Genomic DNA, 24,936 nt, shown 5'->3' on the forward strand with positions numbered 1-24,936 from the left:
AAAAAATTCGAGCTAAAAAATATATGGTTTTTACATTAGGTCAGCGCTGGATTAGTGATACGGAAAGTGAACTGGGTTTGGGAACGATCGTCGCGATCGATACGCGCATGATTACGCTGCTTTTCCCGGCCACAGGCGAAAACCGCCTCTACGCCCGCAACGATTCGCCGGTTACTCGCGTCATCTTCAATCCGGGCGATACCATCACCAGCCATGAAGGCTGGCAGATGCGAGTGGATGAAGTCCGCAACGAAAATGACCTGATGACCTATATCGGCATGCGCCTCGATACTGAAGAGGCCGACGTGATGCTGCGTGAAGTGTTTCTCGACAGCAAGCTGGTGTTCAGTAAACCCCAGGATCGCCTGTTCGCCGGACAGCTCGATCGCATGGATCGCTTTGCCCTGCGCTTCCGCGCCCGCAAATACCACAGCGAGCAATATCGTCTGCCGACCAGCGGACTGCGCGGTATGCGTACTAACCTGATTCCGCATCAGCTGCACATTGCTCACGATGTCGGTCGTCGTCATGCACCGCGCGTGCTGCTGGCTGATGAAGTTGGCTTGGGTAAAACCATTGAAGCCGGGATGATCATTCAGCAGCAACTGCTGGCTGGTCGCGCTGAACGCGTGTTGATTGTGGTACCGGAAACCCTGCAACACCAATGGCTGGTTGAGATGCTGCGCCGCTTTAACCTGCGTTTTGCGCTGTTTGATGATGATCGCTACACCGAAGCGCAGCATGACAGCGATAATGCTTTTGAAACTGAGCAGCTTATTATCTGCTCACTCGACTTTGTTCGCCGCAATAAACAGCGTCTTGAGCTGCTGTCTGAGGCTGAGTGGGATCTGCTGGTAGTGGACGAAGCGCACCATCTGGCGTGGTCCGAAGGTGAGCCAAGCCGTGAATATCAGGTGATTGAGCAGTTAGCCGAAAAAACGCCGGGCGTGTTGCTGTTAACCGCGACGCCAGAGCAGTTGGGAATGGAAAGCCACTTTGCGCGCCTTCGCCTGCTCGATCCGGATCGCTTCCATGACTTCGCTCTGTTTGTTGAAGAGCAACAGCATTTCCGCCCGGTGGCCGATGCGGTTTCCTCATTGCTGGCAGATCAGTCCATTTCTCAAGAGCAGATGAACAGCATCAGCGATCTGGTCGGCGAGCAGGATATCGAACCGCTGCTTCAGGTAGCTAACAGCGACCGCGACGGCAAACAAGATGCACGCAAAGAACTGATTTCAATGTTGATGGATCGCCACGGCACCAGCCGCGTGCTGTTCCGTAACACGCGTAATGGCGTAAAAGGCTTCCCGAAACGCGAACTGCATCAAATTCGCTTGCCGCTGCCTGCGCAGTATCAAACGGCGATCAAAGTTTCCAGCATCATGGGAACCCGTAAAAGTGCTGAAGAGCGCGCCCGTGACCTGCTTTATCCTGAACAGATTTATCAGGAGTTTGAAGGCGACAGCGGTACCTGGTGGAACTTCGACCCCCGCGTAGAATGGCTGATGGGTTATCTCACCAGCAACCGCAAAGAAAAAGTGCTGGTGATTTGTGCTAAAGCCGCCACCGCGCTGCAACTGGAGCAGGTTCTGCGTGAACGCGAAGGCATCCGCGCTGCGGTATTCCACGAAGGTTTGTCAATCATTGAACGTGACCGCGCAGCGGCCTGGTTCGCCTCTGAAGAGAATGGTGCGCAGGTGCTGCTGTGTTCGGAAATCGGTTCTGAAGGCCGTAACTTCCAGTTCGCCAATCGTTTAGTGATGTTCGATCTGCCCTCAAATCCCGATTTGCTGGAGCAGCGTATTGGTCGTCTGGATCGTATTGGTCAGATGCATGACATCCAGATTCTGGTGCCGTGGCTGGAAAAACCGCGCAGGCGGTGTTATTGCGCTGGTATCACGAAGGGCTGGATGCGTTTGAGCACACTTGCCCCACCGGTCGTACCATTTACGATAGCGTGCATTCGCAGCTGGTTAACTACCTTGCGGCACCTGAGAACAACGAAGGGTTCGACGAATTTATCGTTGAATGCCGCAAGCAGCATGACGCCTTGAAATCACAGCTGGAACAGGGTCGCGACCGCTTGCTGGAGCTGAATTCCAACGGTGGCGAATCTGCGCAGGCGTTGGCGAATGCGATTGCTGAACAGGACAACGACACCGATCTGGTGAGCTTTGCGCTTAACCTGTTTGATATCGTCGGTATTAATCAGGAAGATCGCAGCGACAACCTGATCGTGCTGACACCATCCGATCACATGCTGGTGCCCGATTTCCCAGGTTTGCCAGAAGATGGCTGCACCATCACCTTTAACCGCGACCAGGCGTTGTCCCGCGAAGATACGCAGTTCATTACCTGGGAACATCCACTGATCCGCAACGGCCTTGATTTGATTCTTTCCGGTGATACCGGCAGCAGCGCAATCTCTTTACTGAAGAACAAAGCGCTGCCGGTCGGCACTTTGCTGGTTGAGATGATTTATGTGGTCGAAGCGCAGGCGCCCAAAAACCTACAGCTGACTCGCTTCCTGCCGCCAACGCCACTCCGTTTGTTGCTGGATCGCAACGGCACCAACCTGGCGGGCAAAGTTGAGTTTGAAAGCTTTAACCGTCAGCTAAATGCCGTTAATCGTCATACCGGCAGCAAGCTGGTGAACGCGGTGCAGCAAGATGTACACGAAATTCTGACGCAGGCCGAAGAGAAAGTAGTCAGTGAAGCGCGCGCGGTGATTGATGCTGCCCGTCGTGAAGCTGACGAAAAACTGGGCTCAGAGTTGTCACGTCTTGAAGCGCTGAAAGCGGTTAACCCCAATATTCGTGAAGATGAGATTGAGGCGCTGGAAAGCAATCGTCAGCAAGTGCTGGAGCATCTTGATCAGGCCAACTGGCGCCTGGATGCGCTGCGCTTAATTGTCGTTACCCACCAATAAAATTCAGGGCCGCGCGGCCCTTTTTTGGAAAATAGCATGGAACCTTACAATCCACCGCTTGAACCGTGGCTGCACATCCTTTATCAGGATGATCACATTATGGTGGTGAATAAACCCAGCGGCCTGCTTTCCGTGCCCGGTCGGCTGGAAGAGCACAAAGACAGCGTAATGACGCGCATTCAGCGTGACTTCCCGCAGGCAGAATCGGTACATCGTCTCGACATGGCCACCAGCGGCGTGATTGTGGTGGCCTTGACCAAAGCGGCTGAACGCGAATTGAAGCGTCAGTTTCGCGAACGCGAGCCGTCGAAAACCTATGTAGCTTGCGTGTGGGGACATCCAACGGAAGAGAAAGGATTAGTGGATTTGCCGCTGATTTGCGACTGGCCTAATCGTCCGAAGCAGAAGGTCTGTTTTGAAACCGGCAAATCTGCGCAAACCGAATATCAGGTGGTGGAGTATTTCGCTAACAACAGCGCGCGTTTCACTGAAGCCGATTACCGGACGTTCGCACCAGCTGCGTGTACATATGCTGGCGCTGGGACATCCGATTCTGGGGGATAACTTCTATGCGCACCCGGAAGCCAAAGCGATGGCACCAAGACTGCTGCTGCATGCGGAATCACTGACCATTACGCATCCAAAATTTGGTAACGCAATGACGTTTCGCCAGCCGGCGGATTTTTAACCTTTTGCGCACTGCGTTGGCCTCTGCGCGCTGTGTTGGCCTCTGCGCGCTGTCCCCACCTCAATCCTCCCCACGTGTGGGGAGGATTGAGGTGGGGACAAATTACCTCGCACTCAAAAAGATTGAGCTGGGGGACAAATTACCTCGCACTCAAGAGAATTAAGGCGAGAAAACAACGACTACTTAAAACCCTTTTCCTTACGAATCAAATCATAAGCCGCCTGGATTTCCTGCGCTTTCTGCTTCGCCATCTCCATCATTTCTGGCGGTAAACCTTTCGCCACCAGTTTGTCAGGATGGTGTTCACTCATTAACTTGCGATAGGCACGCTTGATGATGGTGATATCATCACTACTCTTAACGCCTAACACACTGCACGCATCTTCCAGAGTCGGACCGCGTTGCTGCTGAAAACCGCCGTAAGAAGAGCCTTGCCCACCACCAAATTGCTGACCGCCTTCCATCATACGAAGGAACTGATCAAACTGAGTGCGGGAAATACCCAGTTCTTCTGCAATGACATACAGTACCTGGCGCTCGTTGGGATGCAGCGAACCATCAGCAAACGCCGCCTGAATTTGTATTTCCAGAAACATCCGAATCAGATCGAAGCGGCCAAAACAGGCGCTGCGGAACTCACGCAGCTTACTGCGCAGCGGATAGTCGCCCTGCTTGCCTTCGCGAAAGGCGCGTTGCGCAGCGGTACGCGATTCGCCATGAAGCTGCATGCGCTCCATTAATAAAGAAGCAATCTGAATATCGGCTTCGGTCACGCGCCCTTTTGACTTGGTTAAATGGCCCATTACCTGAAAAGTGGTACTGAAGAACAGCGTTTGACGCGTTTGATTATTTGAGAAGTAAGCCTTGCCCTGAGCACCGCGAACTTTATCTATCATGTGGCCAATGATCAAACCGATCACAATGCCCCAAAAGCCTGCACCGGAAATCAATCCTAATAGCAGACCCACAACTTTTCCCCAGTAGCGCATAAACTCCTCAATTCGCCATGCTTGCGGCTGAAAATTGCATTATCATACCTGTCATTTATCTCAGCGCCTAACGGCAACGCGGGCAGACACGGATTAACACTGGCGCAACGCCGGGCAGTAAGTTAGTCTCTGACCGGATTGTCGGCATGATGCCAGTTTTCATGGAATTCTCGATACCGCGTATGAAAAAACGTATACCTACCCTGCTGGCCACCTTGATTGGTGCAGCCCTTACCAGTCAGCATGCCCTCGCCGACGATTTGATGTCGCAGTGTATGTTAGGCGTGCCGAGCTATAACCGTCCTTTGGTGACAGGCACCACCAATGAGCTGCCTGTGACCATCAAGTCGGATTCTGCCAAGGGTAATTATCCTGACGACGCGGTATTCACTGGCAATGTGAACATTGAACAAGGCAATGGCCGACTGCAATCGGATGAAGTGCAACTTCATCAACGCCAGCAAGATGGACAAACCACACCGGTGCGTACCGTCGATGCCTTGGGTAATGTGCACTACGACGATAATCAGGTCATCCTGAAAGGTCCGAAAGCTTGGTCGAATCTGAACAGCAAAGACACCAATGTCTGGAATGGCGACTACCAAATGGTGGGACGTCAGGGCCGCGGCACCGCCGACCAAATGAAACTGCGCGGTAATAACCGTTACACCATTTTAGAAAATGGCAGCTTTACCTCTTGCTTGCCTGGCTCAAACAGCTGGAGCGTGGTCGGTTCTGAAGTGATTCAGGACCGTGAAGAAGAAGTGGCTGAGATTTGGAATGCCCGCTTTAAGCTGGGTTCCGTGCCGGTTTTCTACAGCCCTTATTTGCAATTGCCGATTGGCGATCGTCGCCGCTCCGGCTTCCTGATCCCTAACGCAAAATATGGCAGCAGCAACGGCTTTGAATTTATTCTGCCTTATTACTGGAACATCGCGCCGCAAGCGGATGCCACCATCACGCCGCACTATATGAGCAAGCGCGGCCTGCAATTGCAGAACGAATTCCGTTATTTGACGCAGGCGGGCGCAGGCTTGGTTGAGTTTGATTATCTGGCTTCAGACGATCAATACAATAACGACAAAGCGGTACGCGGCATCGCGCAAAATGACAGTTCAGACCGCTGGCTGTTCTACTGGCGTCATTCTGGTGTTTACGATCAGCATTGGCGCTTCAATGCCAACTACACCAAAGTCAGCGATCAGTACTACTTCAACGATCTTGACTCGACGTACTACAGCTCAACCGACGGTTACGCCACGCAAAAATTCAGTGCGGGTTATGCGGATACCAACTGGGATGCGACGCTGTCGACCAAAGACTTCCAGGTTTTCGGTAACACCAACAGCAACAACGTTTACCGCGCAATGCCGCAGTTGGACCTCAATTTCTATCAAAATGATATGGGTCCGTTTGATGGGCGTATTTATGCGCAAGCGGTGAAGTTTACCAACGTCAGCGATCGCTATCCCGAAGCTACGCGCCTGCATATTGAGCCGACGCTGGATCTGCCGCTGTCTAATGGTTGGGCAAGTCTTGATACTGAAGCGAAATTCCTTGCGACGCACTATCAGCAGAAAGATGTCGATTACTACAACAACTCGATTGATACCACTCGCGTCAATCAGTTGAAAGAATCCGTCAACCGCACCATGCCACAATTGAAAGTCGATGGTCGTCTGGTGTTTGACCGCGATATGAATTGGGCGGAAGGCTATACCCAAACGCTGGAACCGCGCGTTCAGTACCTTTATATCCCTTACCGCGACCAAAGCGATATCTATCCGTACGACTCCACGCTGCTACAAACCGACTATACCGGTTTGTTCCGCGACCGCACTTACAGCGGCCTGGATCGTATCGCTTCAGCCAATGAAGTAGCAACCGGTGTGACGACGCGTATTTATGATAACGATCTGGTTGAACGTTTTAACGCTTCCGTAGGTCAAATCTACTCGTTTACCCCTTCACGCACTGGCGTTAATCAAACCAGTGAAGAAGATGACACCGGCAGCCTGATTTGGGCAGGTGATACATACTGGAAGGTTAGCGATCGTTGGGGCGTTCGCGGCGGGGTGCAATATGATACTCGCCTGGATAACGTCTCTCAGGGGAATGCGGTGCTGGAATATCGCCGTGATGCCGATCGTATGGTGCAGCTGAGCTACCGCTACAGCAGCCCGGAATACGTCGCAAGCGCGTTGAACAATGCCAACCTGATTACCAACCCGATCTACAAAAACGGGATTTCTCAGGTCGGTGCAACCGGCAGTTGGCCGATTGCTGATGCATGGTCTGTGGTAGGTGCTTATTACTACGACACGCGCAACAGCAAACCGGCATCACAGCTGGTTGGCCTGCAATACAGCTCATGCTGTTATGCTATTCGCCTGGGTTACGAGCGCAAAATCAACGGTTGGGAAAACAACGACAGCAAGTACGACAACCAAATCTCATTCAACATAGAGCTGCGTGGTTTGAGTTCCAACTATGGCTTAGGAACCAACCAAATGTTGCGTCAGGGCATCATCCCTTACCAGCGCGCTTTTTGATGTTGTGATGTTTGACAGGCAATCCCGCAGTGCGGAAACAACAATGGATAAAGTATGAAGAACTGGAGAATGCTGATTCTTGGTGTGGCGATAACTGCCAACACCGCGTTCGCAGCACCACAAGTGGTTGATAAAGTTGCAGCCGTGGTCAATAACGGCGTAGTTCTTGAGAGTGACGTGGATAGCATGATGAGCACGGTCAAATCTCAGGCGCAGCAGGCGAGTCAGCAATTGCCAGACGATAAAACGTTGCGCCATCAGATTCTTGAGCGTCAGATCATGGACAACATTCTGCTGCAAATGGGTGAAAAAGCTGGCCTGCAGATCACCGATCAGCAGTTGGATCAGGCGATTCAAAATATTGCCAGTCAGAACAAGATGAGTGTCGATCAGCTGCGTAGCCGCCTGGCGTATGATGGTATGAACTACAACACTTACCGTGCGCAAATCCGCAAAGAGATGCTGATCACCGAAGTGCGTAACAATGAAGTGCGCCGTCGCGTAACGATTTTGCCTCAGGAAGTGGACACGCTGTCGACGCAAATCGCCTCGCAAAACACCCAAGGCACCGAGCTGAACGTCAGCTATATTTTGCTGCCATTATCAGAAAACCCGACGCAGCAGCAGGTTGATGATCAAGAAACGCTGGCGAAACAGCTGGTGGGCGAGCTGAAAAGCGGTGCTGACTTCGGCAAAATGGCAGTAACCTACTCCGCAGATTCACAAGCGCTGAAAGGCGGCAACATGGGTTGGGGTAAAATCGAAGAGTTACCGACCCTGTTTGCGCAGGCGCTGGCTACCGCCAAGAAAGGCGATATCGTGGGTCCGATTCGTTCCGGTGTGGGCTTCCATATCCTGAAAGTGAATGACCTGCGTGGCGAGAGCAAAAATATCTCTGTGACGGAAGTGCATGCACGCCACATCCTGCTGAAACCGTCTCCGATCCTCACAGAGGATCAAGCACGCGCCAAGCTGCAACAGATTGCTTCCGATATCAGCAGTGGTAAAACCACTTTTGCTGCTGCAGCGAAACAGTTCTCTGACGATCCGGGTTCTGCGAACCAGGGCGGCGACTTGGGCTGGAGTTCGCCAGAAGCGTTCGATCCTGCGTTCCGCGATGCGTTGCTGCGCCTGCAAAAAGGCCAGACTAGCCAACCGGTTCACTCTTCGTTCGGCTGGCACTTGATTCAGTTGCTGGACACGCGACAGGTTGATAAAACCGATGCGGCCCAGAAAGAGCGTGCTTACCGTCTGCTGTTCAACCGTAAATTTGCTGAAGAAGCACAAACCTGGATGCAGGAACAACGCGCCGGTGCTTACGTGAAGATTTTGGACAACAATGCTCAGTAATTTCCGTGTAGCGATCACCCCCGGCGAACCCGCCGGGATTGGTCCTGACCTCACCATTCAACTGGCCCAGCAAAACTGGCCGGTTGAATTGGTGGTGTGCGCCTCGCCCGATTTACTGCGTCAGCGTGCCGCCCAGCTTGGGCTGCCGCTGACCTTGCGTGATTACCAGCCTGGCGTTGCGGCACAACCGCAGCAGGCCGGCACGCTAACCGTGCTACCGATTGAAACGCCACAGCCGGTTAAACCCGGCGAGTTATGTGTTGCCAATAGCGAATATGTACTGGCTACGCTGGCGCGCGCTTGCGATGGGTGTCTGAAGGGTGAGTTTGCCGCGTTGATCACTGGCCCGGTGCACAAAGGTGTGATTAACGACGCTGGTATTGCTTTTACCGGTCACACCGAATTCTTCGCCGATCGCGCGGGGAGTCATCGCGTTGTAATGATGTTAGCGACGGAAGAGTTACGCGTTGCCTTAGCCACCACGCATTTGCCGCTAAAAGATGTCTCAGCTGCCATTACCCGTGACAGCCTGCACGAAGTCATCACCATTTTGCATCACGATTTGCAGCAAAAATTTGCGATTGCCCAGCCGCATATTTTCGTCTGTGGCCTTAACCCGCATGCGGGCGAAGGAGGCCATATGGGACGGGAAGAGATCGATACGATCATTCCTGCTCTCAACGAATTACGCCAGCGGGGCATGCAGCTTACCGGTCCTCTGCCCGCAGATACCTTGTTCCAGCCAAAATATCTGCAAAATGCGGATGCGGTGCTGGCGATGTATCACGATCAAGGTCTACCGGTGCTAAAATTTCAGGGGTTTGGTCGTGCGGTGAATATCACTCTCGGTTTGCCCTTTATCCGGACTTCAGTCGATCACGGCACCGCGCTAGAGTTAGCCGGGCTGGGACAGGCAGAACCGGGCAGCTTCATCACGGCGCTTAACCTCGCCATCACTATGATCAAGAGCAGTAATGAATAATCGCGTCCATCAGGGGCACTTCGCCCGTAAACGTTTCGGGCAGAACTTCCTGAACGATCAGTACATTATCGAGAGCATTGTCTCCGCTATTCATCCGCAGCGCGATCAGGCGCTGGTGGAAATCGGGCCCGGCTTGGGTGCATTAACCGAGCCAGTAGGCGAACGTCTCGATAGCTTGACGGTTGTGGAGTTGGATCGCGATCTGGCTGCACGTCTGCAGACTCATCCCTTTCTTGGGCCGAAGCTGACCATTTTTCAGCAAGATGCCATGAAATTCGACTTTGCCGCGCTGGCAGAAGAAAGAGGTCAGCCGCTGCGCGTGTTTGGCAACTTGCCGTACAATATTTCGACTCCGCTGATGTTTCACCTTTTCAGCTATACTGGTTCGATTAAAGACATGCACTTCATGTTACAAAAAGAAGTGGTGAACCGTTTAGTCGCGGGTCCGGGCAGTAAAGCGTATGGTCGCCTGAGCGTTATGGCGCAATATTATTGCCAGATCATTCCAGTACTTGAAGTGCCGCCAGAATCGTTTACGCCGGCGCCTAAAGTGGATTCTGCCGTCGTGCGTTTAGTTCCGTATACTGAGCCGCAGCATCCGGTTAGTGACGTGCGTTTACTGAGCCGCATTACTACCGAAGCGTTTGGTAAGCGCCGTAAGACGCTGCGTAATAGCCTCAATCATATGGTGGCGGCGGGTGCACTAGAAGAACTCTCTATCGACCCGACATTGCGTGCTGAAAACGTTTCGGTCGCGCAGTATTGCCAGTTAGCAAACTGGCTGGCGAACCATCAGGATGAAGCGCAGGAGTAGTCATGAGTGAAACGGCCCGCGTGCATGTCCATGTGCAAAGCCTGTATGTGGAATCACAATCTTCCCCGGATGATGAGCGTTACGTCTTTGCTTACACGGTTACCATCCGCAATATGGGCCGTTCTTCCGTACAATTGCTGGGTCGTTATTGGTTAATCACCAATGGTAATGGTCGTGAAACCGAAGTTCAGGGTGAAGGCGTGATTGGTGAACAGCCACACATTGCACCGGGTGGTGAATATCAATACACCAGCGGCGCGGTGCTGGAAACGTCGATGGGCACCATGCAGGGCCATTACGTGATGGTCGACGAACAGGGCGATGCGTTTCACGTTGACATCCCGGTATTCCGCCTCGCGATTCAAACTCACATTCATTGATATGCTTTCACTTCGCCCGGTTCTGCCGGGCGAATGATTTTATTTCGGATAAAACTCTATGAGCACTTACCTGATTGGCGACGTCCACGGTTGTTACGACGAGTTACGTGCACTGCTGAAGCAGGTCGATTTCAATCCTGAGCAAGATACCTTGTGGTTGACCGGTGATTTAGTTGCGCGCGGCCCTGGCTCACTCGATGTCCTCCGTTACGTCAAGTCGCTGGGTGATTGCGTACGGTTAGTGTTGGGTAATCACGATCTCCATCTGTTGGCGGTCTATGCGGGAATCAGCCGCAATAAGCCTAAAGATCGCCTCACTCCCCTGCTTGAAGCTGACGACGCTGATACCTTGATCAACTGGTTGCGCCGCCAGCCAATGCTGCAAGTTGATGAAGAAAAAAGTTGGTCATGGGTCATGCAGGCATCACGCCGCAATGGGACATCGAAACCGCAAAGAAATGCGCGCGTGAAGTGGAAGCGGTGCTCGCCAGCGACAGTTATCCGCTGTTTCTGGACGCGATGTATGGCGACATGCCTAACAACTGGAGCGAAGAGCTTACTGGACTGGCGAGACTACGTTTTAGCACCAATGCACTAACCCGTATGCGCTACTGTTTTCCGAATGGTCAGCTGGATATGATCTGCAAAGATTCGCCAGAATCTGCCCTACCGCCGCTGAAGCCGTGGTTTAACATTCAAGGCCCGGTTGCCCGTGATTACACCATTGTGTTCGGCCATTGGGCATCGCTGGAAGGTAAAGGCACACCCGAAGGGGTTATTGGATTAGATACAGGCTGCTGCTGGGGTGGCAATCTCACTCTGCTGCACTGGGAAGAACAGCGTTATTACGTTCAAGCCTCGAATCGAAAGGATGCGCTACCTGAAACGGCTTCTTCACAACAGTCAGCAAGCTAACTTTCTGCCGTTAAAACGGGCATAAAAAAACGCCTTGTCTTCACCGCCAAGGCGTTTTTTTCAAGAGAAATTAACGACGACGGTCAAGAATCTCAAAGCAGTAGCTGTGTGAGTTCTGCTCGTCAGCATCATGGAATTCGCTGAACGTAGATTGCCATTCGTCCGGCTCGTAATCCGGGAACTGCGTGTCACCTTCAACTTCAGCGTCGATATGGGTCAGGTAAAGACGATCGGCACGGTTCAGCATCTGCTCGTATACACGACCGCCACCAATCACCATGATCTCTTCTGCATCACCGGCAGCCTGAACCGCTTCCTCCAGAGATGTTACCCACGTCACGCCTTCTGCGTCACCCGGCTTGCTGCTCACAACGATATTCAAACGTCCCGGTAACGGTCGGCCAATAGACTCAAACGTCAGGCGACCCATAATAACCGGCTTTTTCAAGGTATTACGCTTAAACCAAGCCAAATCCGCAGGCAGGTCCCACGGCATGGCGTTTTCCATACCGATAATGCGATCAGCTGCTAATGCCGCGATAAGACTAATCATGTTAAAAGACTCACTGGAAAAAATTGGCGCCATCATACGTAAAGGCGAAACTTTCGTCGATAGCGATAAGGGTCTATTTGCGTAAAGCTTTTTTGCCGCCGCATTTTTGTTACTGGACAGAATTTTAAACCGTGTTTTTGCGTTCTTTTGAATCAAGCCGCCAGTTAAGATCCGTTAGCGAGTACAAGGAGAAGGTTGCAGCTTCTGGCCGTGACGTCGGAGAGTTAGCTGCATAGAATACACTTGGGTTTACCCTACCAGGTCGCACCTACTGATCACGCAAAATAAGGAAATATGCTGTGAATGAATATCTCTCTGCGTTAAAGCAGTATGGCGTAATACAGAGTCGCTGCCGCCGTAAAACTTACTGGCTGTTTGTGTTAGTGAACATTCTCGTTTCAGTGGTTTTAACCGTGCTTGATACAGTTTTAGGCTTCAATATTTGGCACGATGAAGGATTACTCTCAACGCTTTACTCTTTGGCAATATTGATTCCTTCCATCACGGTTTCAGTTCGCCGCCTTCACGATCTTGACCGATCCGGCTGGTGGTTGCTGCTGATACTTTTACCTTTCATCGGTACGCTGTTACTGCTGATTTACTTCTGCTTCAAAGGCAGCGAAGGGCCAAATCGCTTTGGCGACGATCCGTTGCGCGCCCCAGCTCATTCTTAAAAAAACGGCTCCCAAAGGAGCCGTTACGTTTTGATTTTTTCGCTTAGAAATCGTAGCGTAAACGCACCAGGTTCATATCACCCAGATTGTCCGTGCTTGAGGTAAATACGTGTTCGTAGTCAACACGGAAGCCGTAGTCGAGGAACAGCGTTACGCCCAGGCCATTATCGATACGCTGATAGTCACGACCATTCACGTACTCGAGACGATCGCCCATCACGTACGGCTGCACAGCTTTTAAGCCATATTGCTTAACCGGGATCTTGTAACCGGCAAAGTATTCGATGCCCCACGCATCATCAGCAAAATAGTTGTTCACATTACTTTGCTTGGTCGGGATGAAGTTTTCGTACCAGCCGCCGCCGGCAGAGAATGTCCAGTTACCTGGCGTCCAGCTCAACGCGGTACCGAAGATATTCTGGTCGTAATCTTTGCTGTCGCCCGTCTCTGCGTTACGCATCGTTGCATGCGTGTAGTTCCACGCGGTGCCCCAAGTCAGATCGTCAGTGATGTGGTAATCAACACCCAACGAACCGCCGCCTTTACGCTTGTAGCGCAGGCTGTTGCCCGGTAAATACTCGTTATCATTAAACAGATAAGAAGCATAAACATCGAGCGCGCCGAAGGTGTTTTTATACTTCAACTGCTTGCGGGAACGGTAAGAGCCGTCATAGTCGCCGCTAATGCCGTTGCCTGGCGCCTGAGCGAGCATATCGTAATCCCAGATGTCAGTTTTAGCGCCAACCACATCGTAATAAACGCTGTTTTGCTGACCAAAGGTCAACTGGCCCCACGTTTTGCTTTTCAGGCCGGTATAGAGCTGGCGGCGAGTGGTGTTGTTTGCACCGTCAGCGTAGTGATCGTCCCAGTCAAACAGCTTAGGAATGTTCACACCCAGCTCGTAATAACTGACCCAGCTCACATCATCGAACAGGTAATAATCTGCACCAAAACGGAAGCGCGTACCGCCATCGAAGCCGTCGCGTTTGTAAGATGAGTCGTTAACGCCAGTCTGGTGATTGACCTGAGCACGGATGCTGCCGCCCACGGCAAAATTCAGGCGGCTCAGCGGATCGCCTGCCTGTACATCTTGTTTCAGAATCGTGATTTCTGCCTGGCTGGCAAACGGTAAAAAGGTCATCAGTGCAGCCACTGCACTCAGTGAAAATTTATGCATTTTCATTTTTTATTAATATCTCTGTTAACGCTCCAATAATGAGCGAACGAAATATTACATTGTGAATTATTTAGACAGCTAGCTTTTGCTTTATAGATTTGTGCGGAGTAGGATAATTCGCATTATTCGCTAAAAATTAAGTCAAATCAGATACTTTTGTAATCAAAGCTTAGAACATATTTTTCTTTACTGCTATATTTCAAACAACAAAGGCGTTGTCTGCATTCGAATAATTTAAAATAAATTGCAATATTTACGTAAAAAAACGGCCCCCGAAGGAGCCGTTTTTTACACGTGATGCTTATTTAATTTGCGCGTGCATTTCCTGCACGGAAATCACTTGCTCAGTCGGATCGGCATTCAACGACATTGCGGTAGCAAAACCACCGTTCAGCGTAGTGTCGTAATGCACTTTGTACTGCAGTGCACTGCGGCGGATTAACTTGGAATCTTCAATCGCCTGACGACCTTCCGTGGTATTCACGATGTAGGTGTATTCGCCATTCTTTAAACGATCCTGAATGTGCGGACGACCTTCATGCACCTTGTTTACCAGACGTGGATTGATACCCGCTTCACCCAACACCACGGCAGTGCCGTGAGTTGCATCCAATTCAAAACCAAACTTCTGCAGCTTCGCGGCCAGGTCGACGATACGTTTTTTATCGCCTTCACGCACCGACAGTAGTGCACGACCGGTTTTCTTCATGTTGCTCTGCGCACCCAGCATCGCTTTAGAGAAAGCTTCAGCAAAAGTACGGCCCACACCCATGACTTCACCGGTTGAGCGCATTTCTGGACCGAGAATCGGGTCAACGCCCTGGAACTTGTTGAACGGCAACACCACTTCTTTCACCGAATAGTACGGTGGAATCACTTCTTTGGTGACGCCCTGCTCAGCCAGCGTTTTGCCTGCCATCACGCGAGCAGCCACTTTCGCCAGCGGTACGCCAGTCGCTTTTGACACGAACGGTACAGTACGTGCGGCACGTGGGTTCACTTCAATCAGATAGACTTCGTTGTCTTTCACGGCAAACTGGACGTTCATCAAACCACGTACTTTCAGTTCAAAGGCCAGCTTTTCGACCTGCTGACGCATCACGTTTTGAATCTCTTGATTCAGCGTATAGGCTGGCAGTGAGCACGCGGAGTCTCCAGAGTGAACGCCCGCCTGCTCGATGTGCTCCATGATGCCGCCAATGAACACGCGTTCGCCGTCGCAAATCGCATCAACGTCAACTTCTACCGCATCATCAAGGAAGCGATCCAGCAACACAGGCGCGTCGTTAGAGACCGATACCGCCGTCTGGAAATAACGCTTCAGGTCAGCTTCGTCATAGACGATTTCCATTGCGCGACCACCCAAAACATAGGATGGACGGACGACCAGCGGATAACCGATGCCAGCTGCTTTCTCGACAGCCTGCTCCAGCGTTGCCACGGTGGCGTTAGCCGGTTGCTTCAGGTTCAAACGTTCTACTGCTTGCTGGAAACGTTCGCGGTCTTCTGCGCGGTCAATGGCGTCTGGACTGGTACCAATTACCGGTACGCCAGCCGCTTCCAGCGCACGCGCCAGTTTCAGTGGAGTTTGACCACCATATTGCACGATTACGCCTTTTGGCTTCTCAATGCGAACAATTTCCAGTACGTCTTCCAGCGTGACCGGCTCGAAGTACAAGCGGTCTGAGGTGTCATAATCCGTTGATACGGTTTCAGGGTTACAGTTCACCATGATGGTTTCGTAACCATCTTCACGCAGCGCTAAAGAGGCGTGGACGCAGCAGTAGTCGAACTCAATACCTTGACCGATACGGTTTGGACCACCGCCCAGCACCATGATTTTCTCACGATCCTGGTTTGGATTGGCTTCGCACTCTTCCTCGTAAGTTGAGTACATATAAGCGGTATCAGTTGAGAATTCTGCGGCGCAGGTATCAACGCGCTTGTAAACCGGATGTAAGTTGAACTGCTCACGCAGTTTACGGATTTCGCTTTCTGCCACGCCCGCTAACGTCGCCAGACGTGCATCGGCAAAGCCTTTACGCTTCAGAGCACGCAGGAACGTTTCATCAAGACTGTTTACCCCTTCGCGTGCAACCTGCTCTTCCAGACGGACTAACTCTTCAATCTGCACCAGGAACCAGCGGTCAACATTGGTCAGGTTGAAAACGCCATCCACTGACATACCTGCACGGAATGCATCAGCGATGTACCAGATACGATCTGAACCGGCGTCTTTTAATTCACGACGGATGCGGGTTAACGCTTCTGTATCATCAAGGCTGACTTTTGGGTCGAAACCGTTAACACCGACTTCCAAACCACGCAGCGCTTTCTGCATTGATTCCTGGAAAGTACGGCCAATTGCCATCACTTCACCGACCGATTTCATCTGCGTGGTCAGGCGATCGTTAGCCCCGGCAAATTTCTCGAAATTGAAGCGAGGAATTTTGGTCACAACGTAGTCGATAGAAGGTTCGAATGACGCAGGTGTTAAGCCACCGGTGATGTCATTCATCAGTTCATCAAGGGTGTAACCCACAGCCAGTTTGGCGGCAACTTTCGCAATCGGGAAGCCGGTAGCTTTCGACGCCAGCGCCGATGAACGTGACACGCGCGGGTTCATTTCGATGATGATTAAACGGCCATTCTTCGGGTTTACCGAGAACTGTACATTCGAGCCACCGGTTTCTACGCCAATCTCACGCAGTACCGCCATCGAGGCGTTACGCATGATTTGATATTCTTTATCGGTCAGCGTCTGGGCAGGTGCGACGGTGATGGAATCACCGGTGTGAATGCCCATTGCATCGAAGTTTTCGATGGAGCAGACGATGATGCAGTTGTCGTTTTTATCACGCACCACTTCCATCTCGTACTCTTTCCAACCAATCAGCGATTCATCAATCAACAGCTCATTGGTGGGTGAAAGATCGAGACCGCGTTCGCAAATTTCTTCGAACTCTTCACGATTGTAAGCGATACCGCCACCGGTGCCGCCCATGGTAAAGGAAGGACGAATAATGCAAGGGAAGCCGACATCGGCAGCCACTGCCAACGCTTCTTCCATATTGTGAGCGATGCCGGAACGCGCGGTTTCCAGTCCAATACTCTTCATCGCCACGTCAAAACGACGACGGTCTTCAGCTTTATCGATGGCGTCGGCGGTCGCACCAATCATGGTGACACCGAACTCTTCCAGCACGCCATGACGCTCCAGTTCAAGCGCGCAATTCAGCGCTGTCTGACCACCCATGGTGGGCAGCACGGCATCCGGGCGCTCTTTTTCAATGATTTTGCGCACCACTTCCCAATGAATCGGCTCAATGTAAGTCGCATCAGCCATTTCCGGGTCAGTCATGATGGTGGCCGGGTTGGAGTTCACCAGAATGACGCGGTAACCCTCTTCGCGCAGCGCTTTACACGCCTGCGCACCGGAATAGTCAAATTCGCAGGCCTGGCCAATCACAATAGGACCGGCGCCAAGAATCAGGATGGATTTTATGTCTGTACGTTTTGGCATGATTAGCTCCTGATTACTTCGCTTTAGAACGGAATGCGTCAATCAATTCAATAAAGTGGTCAAACAGTGGTGCTGCATCACCCGGACCCGGGCTGGCTTCAGGGTGTCCCTGGAAGCTGAACGCAGGCTTGTCGGTGCGATGGATGCCCTGCACGGTTTTATCAAACAGCGAGATGTGCGTAACTCGTAAGTTGGCAGGCAGGTCAGCTTCATCAACAGCAAAACCGTGGTTCTGCGCAGTGATCATCACGGTATTATTATCGAAATCTTTAACAGGATGGTTGCCGCCATGGTGACCAAGTTTCATCTTCACCGTTTTAGCACCGCTCGCCAGCGCCAACAGTTGATGGCCAAGACAGATACCGAAAACCGGAATTTCCGTTTGCAGGAAGGACTGAATCGCCTTGATGGCATAGTCACAAGGTTCTGGATCGCCAGGACCGTTCGAGAGGAAGACGCCATCTGGATTCAGTTTCAATACGTCTTCTGCTGAAGTCTGCGCAGGCACCACTGTCAGACGGCAGCCGCGATCTACGAGCATGCGCAAAATGTTGCGCTTTACACCGTAATCGTAGGCAACAACGTGATAAGGCAGCTCTTCTGCTTTTGTTTGTTCTGGCAGGCCGCCTTCTAACGCCCAGCTTCCCTGTTGCCAGGCGTAGCTTTCGGTGGTCGAGACTTCTTTCGCCAAATCCATGCCTTTCAAACCCGGGAACGCCTGCGCCTTTTGCAATGCGAGTGCTGCATCCGGGTTATCGCCCGCGATGATACACCCGTTCTGCGCACCTTTTTCACGCAGCAAACGAGTCAGTTTGCGGGTATCGATATCGGCAATTCCAACAATGTTATTGCGCTGCAGATAAGCGGATAGGCTTTCTTCGCTACGGAAGTTGCTGGTAATCAGCGGCAGATCGCGAATAACAAGGCCTTGAGCGTGGATTTGACTGGATTCTTCATCGGCGGCATTAACACCAACATTGCCGATATGGGGATAAGTGAGGGTAACGATTTGGCGGGAATAGGAAGGATCAGTGAGGATTTCTTGATAACCAGTCATTGACGTGTTGAAAACGACTTCCCCACTGCCGACCCCGTTGCCCCGATGGCCCGACCGTGGAATTGGGTTCCGTCTTCCAGAACCAAGAGCGCTGACTTAATCAAAACATCCTCCAGGGAATAAACAGTCACAATATCTGCATATTAATTCATAATAGCTACCTGAATCAATGCAAAAACCGCCTGAATTATCGATTTTTGGCAAATTGCGCGCATTCTAATGATCGCCCTGAAGCTTGTCTACCCTATGAACGTATTTTTTTGCCCTTTTCAGGCTTCTGGATGTTAAAACGGGGATAAGCAGTAAAAAGAGGGGAAAACTCGGATAATTAAACGATTGCCAGGGCATGAAAATTACAAAACGGAGCCGCTACACTATTATTTTTGACCATTTGGTCAAAATTGGCATTTTTAGCGGTTTCTTCCTAAGTTAAAATGCAGAAAAAAGCATTTCGAAGTAATTATTAAACCAAGCTCTTATTTTTTATAAAATTAAGGGCAGCAAAAAAGCTGCCCTAGCTCAATCAATAAGTTACCGATTGAAACAACCACATCACGATGGTTCACAACACTCACAACATCGACAAATCCAGCACATCACGCATGTCATAAAGGCCACATTTATTGCCCTTCAACCAAAATGCCGCTTTAACAGCGCCATTTGCAAAGGTCATACGGCTTGAAGCCTTGTGCGTTATCTCTACACGCTCGCCAATATCCGCAAACATTGCCGTATGCTCACCGACAATATCGCCTGCCCGCACCGTGGCGAAACCAATGGTTTGCGGTTTGCGTTCGCCGGTATGGCCTTCACGCGCATACACGGCATGTTCATCCAGATTCCAGCTCATCGCATCAGCAATGGCTTCGCCCATCGCTAACGCTGTTCCAGAAGGCGCATCAACTTTGTGACGATGGTGCGCTTCCACAATTTCGATATCCGCATAATCGCCCATGACCTTCGCTGCTTTTTCAAGCAGCTTTAACACCAGGTTGACGCCAACGCTGAAATTGGCTGCGAACACGATCCCAATCTCTTCTGCGGCAGTGCGGATTGCCGCTTTGCCCGCTTCGTCGAAACCGGTAGTACCAATCACCATCGCCTTTTTATGCTCACGACAAATTGCCATATAAGCCAGCGTTGCTTCTGGGCGGGTAAAGTCGATCAGTACGTCAAAATCATCGATGACACTAAGAAGATCGTCGGTGATAAGCACCCCTGTTTTACCTACGCCAGCTAATTCTCCAGCGTCGCTGCCAATCAAAGATGACCCCGAGCGGGCCAGTGCAGCACCCAGTTCAACGTCTTCCGCCTGCTGAGTTGCCTGAATCAGGTTACGCCCCATACGACCCGGCGCGCCGACGATGGCAATGCGGATATTTTTCATATTTATTCATTCCTAAGACAAAACTATGCATGCAAAGCGTAATCAGGTTAACGATGAGTTAACAACCACGCCACTATTAATCCAGGATAATAAGAATTTTATGCCAGCCGTGATCGATTATCAGTAAAAGCAATCTCATTGAGTGGAACCGCGGTTTTTTCAATCGGATAAAAACAAAAAAGGCCGAACTCAGTCGGCCTTTTTATCTTTTTCAGCATTATCGCTTTACTGAACGTTTCTTACATCAACACGCAGCTCTTTTGGCACTTCAAACACGATATTCTCTTCACGGCCAATCAACTCGATCGCCGCTTCCCCGCCCAGCTCACGCAGGCGCTGAATAACTTGCTGTACCAGAATATCGGGTGCCGATGCACCCGCCGTCACGCCAATGCAGTCAACGCCTTTAACCCACTCTTCCTGAATATCATCAGCGGAGTCGATCAGTTTCGCTAACTTTCCTGCGCGTTGCGCCAGTTCTGCGAGACGATTCGAGTTAGAGGAGTTTTTCGATCCCACCACTAACACCACAGCAGCATCGCGAGCCAACGTGCGCACCGCTTCCTGACGATTAGTAGTGGCGTAGCAGATATCATCTTTACGTGGGCCGATGATCGCGGGGAAGCGTTGGCGCAGCGCATCAATGATGTCAGACGTATCATCCACTGACAGCGTGGTTTGCGTCATAAAGCTCAAATTGCTTTCATCTTTGACTGACAATTTGAACACGTCTTCTGGCGACTCGACCAGATACATGCCGCCATTGGGATTACTGTATTGGCCCATGGTGCCTTCAACTTCAGGATGGCCTGCATGTCCAATCAGAATCGCTTCTACGCCTTTACGGCTGGCACGTGCCACTTCCATATGCACTTTGGTGACCAATGGGCAGGTCGCGTCAAACAGCATGGTCAGGTTACGTGCTTTCGCTTCAGCGCGAACAGCTTGTGAAACGCCGTGCGCTGAAAAAATCAGAATAGCGTTATCAGGCACTTCGCTGATTTCTTCAATGAAGATCGCGCCGCGCTCGCGCAAGCTATTAACCACGTAGCGGTTATGTACCACTTCGTGGCGTACATAGATTGGCGCCCCGTACATTTCTAATGCACGCTCAACAATACTGATTGCCCGATCAACCCCAGCGCAGAAGCCGCGCGGATTAGCCAACAGAATTTGCATCGTTCGCCTCCAGTACCGGATCAATCTCCAGCACTTCTACATCAAACTGAACGCGATGGCCTGCCAGCGGATGGTTGAAATCAACGGTGATAGAATCGCCGGAAACCTCACGTATCACGCCTGGCATTTCGCTTCCGCCCATGCCGCTAAACAGCATGATAGCGCCGACTTCAGGTTCACCTGCGTCGATAAAATCGCGACGCGAGAAATACTGGATGAGATCGGGACTGATGCTGCCAAATGCGTCTTCAGGCGCCAACGTGAAGTTGCGCTTCTCGCCCACTTTTGATCCCAGCAACGCCTGTTCCAGCGCAGCGGAAAGGCTGCTATCGCCCAGACGAAACAGCGCTGGTTTGCCGTTTGCACGGGTCGATTCCGCCGTGGAGCCATCTTCCAGCTTCAGCGTAAAATGCACCAACACCGCGCTTTCGCGCTGTACAGACTCAGTCATGACTTACCCTTTCTGTTTTGCCTGTTTGCTGGTTGGGCTGAAAAAGCCCTCCAGCACCACCAACGCAGCACCAATACAGATGCCGCAATCAGCAATATTAAACGTAGCGAAATGCCAGTTGCCGACGTAGAAGTCGATAAAATCGACCACAAAGCCGTGATACGAACGATCAAACAGATTGCCCACCGCGCCACCCACAATCAGTGCGTAAGCGATGTTCGCGATTTTTGGCTGGCGCGATTGCGATACATCATCACTAACAGCGACACGACGATTGCAATCGCAATACCGGCAAAGAACCAGCGTTGCCAGCCGCCTTTATCGGCTAAAAAGCTAAACGCCGCACCGTAATTGTGGGCGTAAAACAGGTTAAAGAACGGCATCAGTGGCTGCGTCTCGTGCAGCATCATGTTGTTCATCACCCATTGCTTACTGGCAAAGTCGACAACGATGACGATCAGCACCAGCCATAGCCAGCGCAGTCCGGTAGAGAAAATAGGTTTACTCATCAGGCAAACTTACGCTCTTCACCGTTACCGGCTACGTTGGTGAAACAGCGACCACAAACTTCTGCGTGCTCTGGATTTTGACCAACGTCGGTCGTGTAGTGCCAGCAGCGTGGGCATTTCTCGCCTTCCGCTTTATGCAGTGCCACTTTCAAACCTTTCAACAGCTCACTTTGCTGCGCTTCGTCACTCGCCAAGGCGTAATCTGCAACCTTCGCCCCAGACGTTAGCAGTACAAAACGCAATTCGTCGCCCAATGCTTGCAGCTTAGCCGCCAGCTCAGGGTCCGCATACAGCGTAACCGTGGCTTCCAGCGCGCCGCCGATGCGTTTATCGCCACGCGCCTGTTCGATCACCTTGTTGACTTCGCCGCGCACTTTCAGCAGCTCACTCCAGTAGGCATCGTTCAATGCTTCGTTTTCTGCCAGACCAAACAGGCCGTCATACCACTCTTCAGTGAAGACATACTGCGCACGATCGCCCGGTAGGTAACCCCAAATTTCGTCAGCGGTGAAGGACATGATAGGTGCCATCCAGCGCACCAACGCCTCAACAATATGCCACAGCGCGGTCTGGCAGCTGCGACGCGCCAGGCTGTCGCCTTTGGCGGTATACTGACGATCTTTGATGATATCGAGATAGAAGGAACCCATTTCTACTGAGCAGAACTGCATCAGGCGCTGAATCACTTCATGGAAGTCATAATTTTCGTAAGAGGCAACGATATCAGCCTGCGCGGCTTGCGCACGACCAACAGCCCAGCGATCGACCACCACCATATCTTCTGGTTTTACCAAATCGGTGGCGGGATTAAAGCCACTCAGGTTCGCCAGCAGGAAACGCGAGGTGTTACGAATACGACGGTAAGCATCAGCTGAACGCTTAAGGATTTCGTCAGAAACGGCCATCTCGCCAGAGTAGTCAGTAGAAGCGACCCATAAACGCAGGATATCAGCGCCCAGTTTGTTCATCACATCTTGCGGCGATACGGTGTTACCGATGGATTTCGACATTTTGCGGCCTTGGCCGTCAACGGTGAAACCATGGGTAAGAACCTGACGATAAGGCGCTTTGCCTTTCATTGCCGTGGAGATCATCAAGGATGACATAAACCAGCCGCGATGCTGGTCTGAGCCTTCCAGGTAGAGATCCGGCGTGTGTCCCTCAAATTCTGAACGCGCATCAACCACGGAATAGCTGGTTGAACCGGAGTCAAACCAGACATCAAGTGTATCTGGTACTTTACGATAGTGATCGGCGTCATCGCCCATCAGCTCACGCGGATCGAGATCCCACCATGCCTGGATGCCATCTTGCTCAACGCGTTTGGCGACTTTTTCCATCAGCTCAAGCGTATCGGGGTGCAACTGCTCCGATTCATTATGAACGAACAGCGCCATCGGCACGCCCCACGTACGCTGACGTGAAATACACCAGTCAGGACGGTTAGCGACCATTGATTCAATGCGTGCCTGGCCCCAGTCTGGGATCCACTGCACGCCTTTGATCTCTTTCAGCGACTGCGCACGCAGGCCTTTTTGATCCATGCTGATAAACCACTGCGGCGTCGCACGGAAGATGATCGGCGTCTTGTGGCGCCAGCAGTGCGGATAGCTGTGCAGCAGTTTTTCAACGTGCAGCAGCGCCCTTTCTCTTTCAGCAGCTCAACGATCACATCGTTGGCTTTAAAGACGTTGATACCATCCAGCGTTGGATAAGTACCTGGCAGGAAAGCGCCATCTGGCCCAACCGGGTTAGCGACTTCGATGCCATATTTCTGGCCGATGACATAGTCATCCGGGCCGTGGCCTGGCGCAGTGTGAACGGCACCCGTACCTGCTTCGAGCGTAACGTGCTCGCCTAAAACCACCAAGGATTGGATATCGAGGAAAGGATGCTGGAATTTTTGCAGCTCAAGGGCTGCACCTTTGCATTCGCCCAGCACAGTCCACTCGCTGACACCTGCACGCTTGAGCACGCTTTCGACCAACTCTTTGGCAAGGATCAGCGCACGGCCTTCGATCTGTACCAGTTGATATTCGAATTCAGGGTGCAATGAGATGGCACGGTTAGCCGGCATGGTCCAAGGCGTGGTCGTCCAGATCACTAAAGAAATGGGGCCGTTAACCTGTGATACGCCGAAAGCACTGCGCACCGCATCCGTATCGATGGCGTTAAACATCACATCAATAGATGGCGAGGTTTTGTCGTAATACTCAACTTCCGCTTCCGCTAATGCTGAGCGGCAATCCATACACCAATGCACCGGCTTAGCGCCTTTGTGCAGGTGACCATTGCCGATAATTTTGCTCAGCGCGCGAATGATATTGGCTTCGGTCTGGAAATTCATCGTCAGATAAGGACGATCCCAGTCACCTAATACGCCTAAGCGGATAAAGTCAGCTTTCTGACCTTCTACCTGCTCGGCAGCATATTTACGGCAGGCTTCACGAAATTCAGCTGCAGTGACTTTCTCACCCGGCTTACCAATCATCTGCTCGACTTTATGCTCGATAGGCAAACCGTGGCAGTCCCAGCCTGGAACGTAAGGCGAATCATAGCCCGCCATGCCTTTCGACTTAACGATAATGTCTTTCAGAATCTTGTTAACTGAGTGACCAATATGAATGCTGCCGTTCGCATAAGGAGGGCCATCGTGCAGGATAAAGGTTTTTTCCCTTTTTTGGCTGCGCGGATGATGCCGTAAAGGTTGTCATCATACCAACGTTGCAGCATTCCCGGTTCGCGCTTGGCCAGATCGCCACGCATCGGGAACCCCGTTTCCGGCAAATTCAGGGTAGATTTATAGTCACTCATCAGATTCTCGATT

The 24,936-nt window shown here is 51.6% G+C and carries 13 protein-coding genes and 6 pseudogenes; 9 read left to right on the top strand and 10 right to left on the bottom strand.

Going from position 1 to position 24,936, the window contains the following annotated elements; genetic code table 11:
* The first annotated feature begins 23 nt into the window (after positions 1 to 23).
* Together rapA and rluA are read left to right on the top strand one after the other, a co-directional pair.
* Positions 24 to 2,929 (top strand): annotated as a pseudogene (rapA, locus tag KQP84_RS18650) (RNA polymerase-associated protein RapA).
* A 36-nt stretch (positions 2,930 to 2,965) separates the two neighbouring features.
* Positions 2,966 to 3,617 (top strand): annotated as a pseudogene (rluA, locus tag KQP84_RS18655) (bifunctional tRNA pseudouridine(32) synthase/23S rRNA pseudouridine(746) synthase RluA).
* Positions 3,618 to 3,796: 179 nt separating this feature from the next.
* Here the strand turns inward: rluA and djlA are convergent.
* Positions 3,797 to 4,606 (bottom strand): co-chaperone DjlA, encoded by an 810-nt coding sequence (gene djlA / locus KQP84_RS18660; RefSeq protein ID WP_215847655.1) that lies wholly within the window; start codon positions 4,604 to 4,606, stop codon positions 3,797 to 3,799.
* Between the two features lie 146 nt (positions 4,607 to 4,752).
* Between djlA and lptD the strand changes: the two genes are divergently transcribed.
* The 6 genes and pseudogenes from lptD (at position 4,753) to apaH (ending at position 11,599) form a co-directional block, all read left to right on the top strand.
* Positions 4,753 to 7,158: an LPS assembly protein LptD gene (lptD, locus tag KQP84_RS18665; protein WP_215847656.1), complete on the top strand. Its 2,406-nt coding sequence runs from the start codon at positions 4,753 to 4,755 to the stop codon at positions 7,156 to 7,158.
* Between the two features lie 54 nt (positions 7,159 to 7,212).
* On the top strand, positions 7,213 to 8,508 hold the full coding sequence (gene surA / locus KQP84_RS18670; protein WP_215847657.1) for a peptidylprolyl isomerase SurA: 1,296 nt from the start codon (positions 7,213 to 7,215) through the stop codon (positions 8,506 to 8,508).
* The gene (pdxA, locus tag KQP84_RS18675) at positions 8,498 to 9,490 is read left to right on the top strand and encodes a 4-hydroxythreonine-4-phosphate dehydrogenase PdxA (protein ID WP_215847658.1); all 993 of its coding nucleotides are present in this window, start codon (positions 8,498 to 8,500) and stop codon (positions 9,488 to 9,490) included. Before surA ends, pdxA begins: the two co-directional genes overlap by 11 nt.
* Positions 9,483 to 10,304 carry a 16S rRNA (adenine(1518)-N(6)/adenine(1519)-N(6))-dimethyltransferase RsmA gene (gene rsmA, locus KQP84_RS18680; RefSeq protein ID WP_215847659.1) on the top strand — a complete coding sequence of 274 codons (822 nt, stop codon included), beginning with the start codon at positions 9,483 to 9,485 and terminating at the stop codon, positions 10,302 to 10,304. The genes pdxA and rsmA overlap by 8 nt, the downstream gene beginning before the upstream one ends.
* A gap of 2 nt (positions 10,305 to 10,306) precedes the next feature.
* Positions 10,307 to 10,684 carry a Co2+/Mg2+ efflux facilitator ApaG/CorD gene (gene apaG, locus KQP84_RS18685; RefSeq protein WP_215847660.1) on the top strand — a complete coding sequence of 126 codons (378 nt, stop codon included), beginning with the start codon at positions 10,307 to 10,309 and terminating at the stop codon, positions 10,682 to 10,684.
* 58 nt (positions 10,685 to 10,742) lie between these two features.
* Positions 10,743 to 11,599 (top strand): annotated as a pseudogene (gene apaH / locus KQP84_RS18690) (bis(5'-nucleosyl)-tetraphosphatase (symmetrical) ApaH).
* Between the two features lie 70 nt (positions 11,600 to 11,669).
* Here apaH and folA read toward each other — a convergent pair.
* Positions 11,670 to 12,152 (bottom strand): type 3 dihydrofolate reductase, encoded by a 483-nt coding sequence (gene folA / locus KQP84_RS18695; protein ID WP_215847661.1) that lies wholly within the window; start codon positions 12,150 to 12,152, stop codon positions 11,670 to 11,672.
* Positions 12,153 to 12,451: 299 nt separating this feature from the next.
* Between folA and KQP84_RS18700 the strand changes: the two genes are divergently transcribed.
* Positions 12,452 to 12,826 carry a DUF805 domain-containing protein gene (locus KQP84_RS18700; protein WP_215847662.1) on the top strand — a complete coding sequence of 125 codons (375 nt, stop codon included), beginning with the start codon at positions 12,452 to 12,454 and terminating at the stop codon, positions 12,824 to 12,826.
* Positions 12,827 to 12,869: 43 nt separating this feature from the next.
* Here KQP84_RS18700 and KQP84_RS18705 read toward each other — a convergent pair whose 3' ends face one another.
* The 8 genes and pseudogenes from KQP84_RS18705 to ileS all read right to left on the bottom strand — a co-directional run bounded on the left by KQP84_RS18705 (position 12,870) and on the right by ileS (position 24,923).
* On the bottom strand, positions 12,870 to 14,009 hold the full coding sequence (locus KQP84_RS18705; protein WP_215847663.1) for a porin: 1,140 nt from the start codon (positions 14,007 to 14,009) through the stop codon (positions 12,870 to 12,872).
* Positions 14,010 to 14,304: 295 nt separating this feature from the next.
* Entirely contained in the window at positions 14,305 to 17,526 is a 3,222-nt protein-coding gene (gene carB, locus KQP84_RS18710; protein WP_215847664.1) for a carbamoyl-phosphate synthase large subunit, read from the bottom strand.
* 13 nt (positions 17,527 to 17,539) lie between these two features.
* Positions 17,540 to 18,687, bottom strand: a pseudogene (gene carA, locus KQP84_RS18715) (glutamine-hydrolyzing carbamoyl-phosphate synthase small subunit).
* 467 nt (positions 18,688 to 19,154) lie between these two features.
* Positions 19,155 to 19,970: a 4-hydroxy-tetrahydrodipicolinate reductase gene (gene dapB, locus KQP84_RS18720; RefSeq protein ID WP_215847666.1), complete on the bottom strand. Its 816-nt coding sequence runs from the start codon at positions 19,968 to 19,970 to the stop codon at positions 19,155 to 19,157.
* A 225-nt stretch (positions 19,971 to 20,195) separates the two neighbouring features.
* A complete protein-coding gene (gene ispH, locus KQP84_RS18725) occupies positions 20,196 to 21,149 on the bottom strand; it encodes a 4-hydroxy-3-methylbut-2-enyl diphosphate reductase (RefSeq protein ID WP_215847667.1) in 954 nt (317 codons plus the stop codon).
* Positions 21,130 to 21,600, bottom strand: a complete 471-nt coding sequence (gene fkpB / locus KQP84_RS18730) for an FKBP-type peptidyl-prolyl cis-trans isomerase (protein ID WP_215847668.1) — start codon at positions 21,598 to 21,600, stop codon at positions 21,130 to 21,132. Before fkpB ends, ispH begins: the two co-directional genes overlap by 20 nt.
* A 3-nt stretch (positions 21,601 to 21,603) precedes the next feature.
* Positions 21,604 to 22,109 (bottom strand): annotated as a pseudogene (gene lspA / locus KQP84_RS18735) (signal peptidase II).
* Positions 22,109 to 24,923: pseudogene (gene ileS / locus KQP84_RS18740) on the bottom strand (isoleucine--tRNA ligase). Before ileS ends, lspA begins: the two co-directional pseudogenes overlap by 1 nt.
* Positions 24,924 to 24,936 lie beyond the last annotated feature (13 nt).

The organism is Candidatus Pantoea bituminis (assembly GCF_018842675.1).
GTDB classification, from domain to species: domain Bacteria; phylum Pseudomonadota; class Gammaproteobacteria; order Enterobacterales; family Enterobacteriaceae; genus Pantoea; species Pantoea phytostimulans.

What these genes read in the sequence shown, in the direction of transcription:
- lptD (WP_215847656.1), top strand. Translation starts at nt 4,753, where the DNA reads ATGATGCCAGTTTTCATGGAATTCTCGATACCGCGTATGAAAAAACGT.
- KQP84_RS18705 (WP_215847663.1), bottom strand. Translation starts at nt 14,009, where the DNA reads ATGAAAATGCATAAATTTTCACTGAGTGCAGTGGCTGCACTGATGACC.
- pdxA (WP_215847658.1), top strand. Translation starts at nt 8,498, where the DNA reads ATGCTCAGTAATTTCCGTGTAGCGATCACCCCCGGCGAACCCGCCGGG.
- fkpB (WP_215847668.1), bottom strand. Translation starts at nt 21,600, where the DNA reads ATGACTGAGTCTGTACAGCGCGAAAGCGCGGTGTTGGTGCATTTTACG.
- ispH (WP_215847667.1), bottom strand. Translation starts at nt 21,149, where the DNA reads ATGCAAATTCTGTTGGCTAATCCGCGCGGCTTCTGCGCTGGGGTTGAT.
- djlA (WP_215847655.1), bottom strand. Translation starts at nt 4,606, where the DNA reads ATGCGCTACTGGGGAAAAGTTGTGGGTCTGCTATTAGGATTGATTTCC.
- surA (WP_215847657.1), top strand. Translation starts at nt 7,213, where the DNA reads ATGAAGAACTGGAGAATGCTGATTCTTGGTGTGGCGATAACTGCCAAC.
- apaG (WP_215847660.1), top strand. Translation starts at nt 10,307, where the DNA reads ATGAGTGAAACGGCCCGCGTGCATGTCCATGTGCAAAGCCTGTATGTG.
- rsmA (WP_215847659.1), top strand. Translation starts at nt 9,483, where the DNA reads ATGAATAATCGCGTCCATCAGGGGCACTTCGCCCGTAAACGTTTCGGG.
- dapB (WP_215847666.1), bottom strand. Translation starts at nt 19,970, where the DNA reads ATGAAAAATATCCGCATTGCCATCGTCGGCGCGCCGGGTCGTATGGGG.
- folA (WP_215847661.1), bottom strand. Translation starts at nt 12,152, where the DNA reads ATGATTAGTCTTATCGCGGCATTAGCAGCTGATCGCATTATCGGTATG.
- carB (WP_215847664.1), bottom strand. Translation starts at nt 17,526, where the DNA reads ATGCCAAAACGTACAGACATAAAATCCATCCTGATTCTTGGCGCCGGT.